At 63.3% G+C, this 2485-nt stretch carries 3 protein-coding genes; 2 read left to right on the forward strand and 1 reads right to left on the reverse strand.

Annotated features, from left to right (window positions below; translation table 11 throughout):
- Nucleotides 1–92 precede the first annotated feature (92 nt).
- Nucleotides 93–839, reverse strand: coding sequence for a proteasome assembly chaperone family protein (locus WBV42_RS10655; RefSeq protein ID WP_423986004.1), 747 nt, complete (start codon nt 837–839; stop codon nt 93–95).
- A 119-nt stretch (nt 840–958) separates the two neighbouring features.
- On the opposite strand from WBV42_RS10655, the gene WBV42_RS10660 reads away from it, so the two are divergent.
- Both WBV42_RS10660 and WBV42_RS10665 read left to right on the forward strand, forming a co-directional pair.
- The gene (locus tag WBV42_RS10660; protein ID WP_423986005.1) at nt 959–1864 is read left to right on the forward strand and encodes an RsmB/NOP family class I SAM-dependent RNA methyltransferase; all 906 of its coding nucleotides are present in this window, start codon (nt 959–961) and stop codon (nt 1862–1864) included.
- Complete coding sequence (locus tag WBV42_RS10665) at nt 1861–2385, forward strand: DUF7122 family protein (RefSeq protein WP_423986006.1); 525 nt, start codon at nt 1861–1863, stop codon at nt 2383–2385. The genes WBV42_RS10660 and WBV42_RS10665 overlap by 4 nt, the downstream gene beginning before the upstream one ends.
- The last annotated feature ends 100 nt before the right edge of the window (nt 2386–2485 follow it).

A 2485-nucleotide genomic window follows, 5' to 3' on the forward strand; every position in this document is an offset into this window, starting at 1 on the left:
TCCAATGAGCACGACCTTTTGCTGCGGTCGGGAGCAGAAACCAGCGCCACGTGGCGCTGGTTTCTGCTCCCGACCGCAGCAAAAGGTCGTGCTCATTGGAACATTCTGAGTGGTTGGGCCTGCGAGCTCTCCGCCTCTTCGGTCTGCTGCATGCGCTGGGCGAACTGCTCTTTCTGCTCGCGGATGTCCTCGGCGCTCTCGACCAATTCCTCGGTGTTCACTTCGGTACCGGCGATGGGGTCGATTCCCTTTTCGAGGAGGACGCGGGCCGCTTCGGGGTCGGGGAACTGCGGGTCGGATTCGACGATCAGGCCGATTGCGTCGACGCCGCGTCGGCTTGCGCGGTGGAGGAGCGCGCCAGTCGGGCCGCTAATGGCTCCCATCTCGGTCGGGAAACCGATGTCGTACTCTTCGAGCAGTTGGGCCATGTCGCCGGTCGCGGTCCCGTACAGTTCGGGCACCTTTCCGGGTTGTTTCTGCTGGGGCAGGCCGCTCAGGTAGAGCGGCGTCACGTCGTTCGATTCCATCCAACCCGTGACACAGTCCGCGAACTCCGGGGCGGCGTCCGCCGAGATGGGAACATCGCTTCGCAGCGCGAGCAAGTCACGTTCCTCGTCGGCGTAGATGCGAACCGGTGGGAGGAGGTCGGATTTTCCGTCCTCGTAGATTGCGATTTGGGGGATTCCCTCGCAGTCCACCGCGGCGTAGTAGGTCATATCGAACTGTTCGATGAGATGGTCCGTAGCGATCTTGCCGACCAATCCGAGTCCGGGGAGCCCTTCGACCAACGTCGGTTCGTCGAGTTCGATATCGTCCGCAACGACGGCGATATTCGTCATACCCGTAAATTCGGACCGACTCGTCTTAATAACGAGGGCGAGGGAAAACGGTGAAGCGAGCGGGTCGGCCACTGACGACTTCGAAACCCACAAACACCTCTCGCCCGCATAGCCGAGCAATGGACGCACTGGAGCGCTACGAACCCATCCTCGACGATTTCGAGGCGTTTCTCGCGGCGTGCGAACGCCCGCTGCCCTCGGTCGTCAGGGTCAACCGCATCAAAGCGACCCGCGAGCAGGTAACGCGGGCGTTCGACGAGGGCGGCGTCGAGTGGTCGCCGCGCGATTGGAACGAGAACGTACTGGAAATCGAGGGCAAACCCGGCAACACGTGGCCCTCGTTTCACGGCTGGACGCACGGACAGGAGGAGGTCTCCTCGATTCCGGCGTTCGTCCTCGACCCCGAACCGGGCGAGCGGGTGTTGGACGCCTGTGCCGCGCCGGGGAGCAAGACGACCCAACTCGCCGCGCTGATGGACGACGAGGGGTTGGTCGTGGCGAACGACAGCAACCTCGGCCGACTGTCGGCGCTCCGGTTCAACACCGAACGACTCGGCGTCACCTGCGCGGCCGTGACGAATCAGGACGCCAGGAACTTCTCGCTCAAACCGTTCGGCATCGAGAACTTCGATGCGGCGCTCGTGGACGTTCCGTGTTCCTGCGAGGGGACGATTCGGAAGAACCCGACCGCGCTGGACGACTGGGGACTCGACCACATCGAAGGCGTCGCTGGCGTGCAGAAGGGAATTCTCCGCCGGGCGATACAGGCTACACGCGAGGGGGGCAAAGTGGTGTACTCCACCTGCACGTTCGCTCCGGAGGAGAACGAGGCCGTCCTCGATTACGTCCTCTCCCGCGAGGACTGCCGACTGGTCGAGTACGACATCGGCCTGCGATCCGAACCGGGACTCACGGAGTGGAAGGATAACGAGTTCGACGACAGCATTCGGAAGGCGAAACGGTTCTACCCGCACCACAACGACACGGGCGGGTTCTTCTGTGCGAAGTTGGAGGTGGGCCGATGAGCGATAGGAATGAGGAACTCGCGTCGAACGACGGACAGCGATTCGACCGCCTGCCGGAGACGGAAGACGACCGCGAGGTGTCGGGCCGCGTGAGCAGGGCCGAAGTCCTCGACTGGTGGGAAGAGCGGTTCGGCATCCCGCCGGAGACGTTCGAGCACGCCTCCTTCTGGGAGAAGGGGAAAGGAAAGATCTGGATACTCGACGGCGATTTGGAGTCGCCCATTCACATCGAAGCGCTCGGGATGACGTTCCTCCGCACGCGACAACGCCACTGGAAGCCGACGACGAACGCGGCCCAGCGGTTCGGTCGGCACGCGACGAAAAACGTCATCGAACTCGACGCCGAGCGGGCGAGTCGGTTCGCCCGTGGCGAGGATCTGGAAGTCGATTGGGACGGCGATTGGGGCTACCTCATCGCCGCACACGAAATCGCGGGGAAAACCGAACCGCTCGGGGTCGGCCTGTATCTCCACGGCGAACTCCAATCGCTCGTCCCGCAAGGGCGACAGCGAGACCTCTGAGAACCGACGCTTCTTACTCCCGATGGCGAATCACACCGCCGCTCAACCCCTCCCATTCGACCCCGTAACCGAGTTCCGAGAGGAGCGCGCTATCGTCCTC

Origin of the sequence: Haladaptatus sp. (genome assembly GCF_049589095.1) — an archaeon.
GTDB lineage: Archaea > Halobacteriota > Halobacteria > Halobacteriales > Haladaptataceae > Haladaptatus.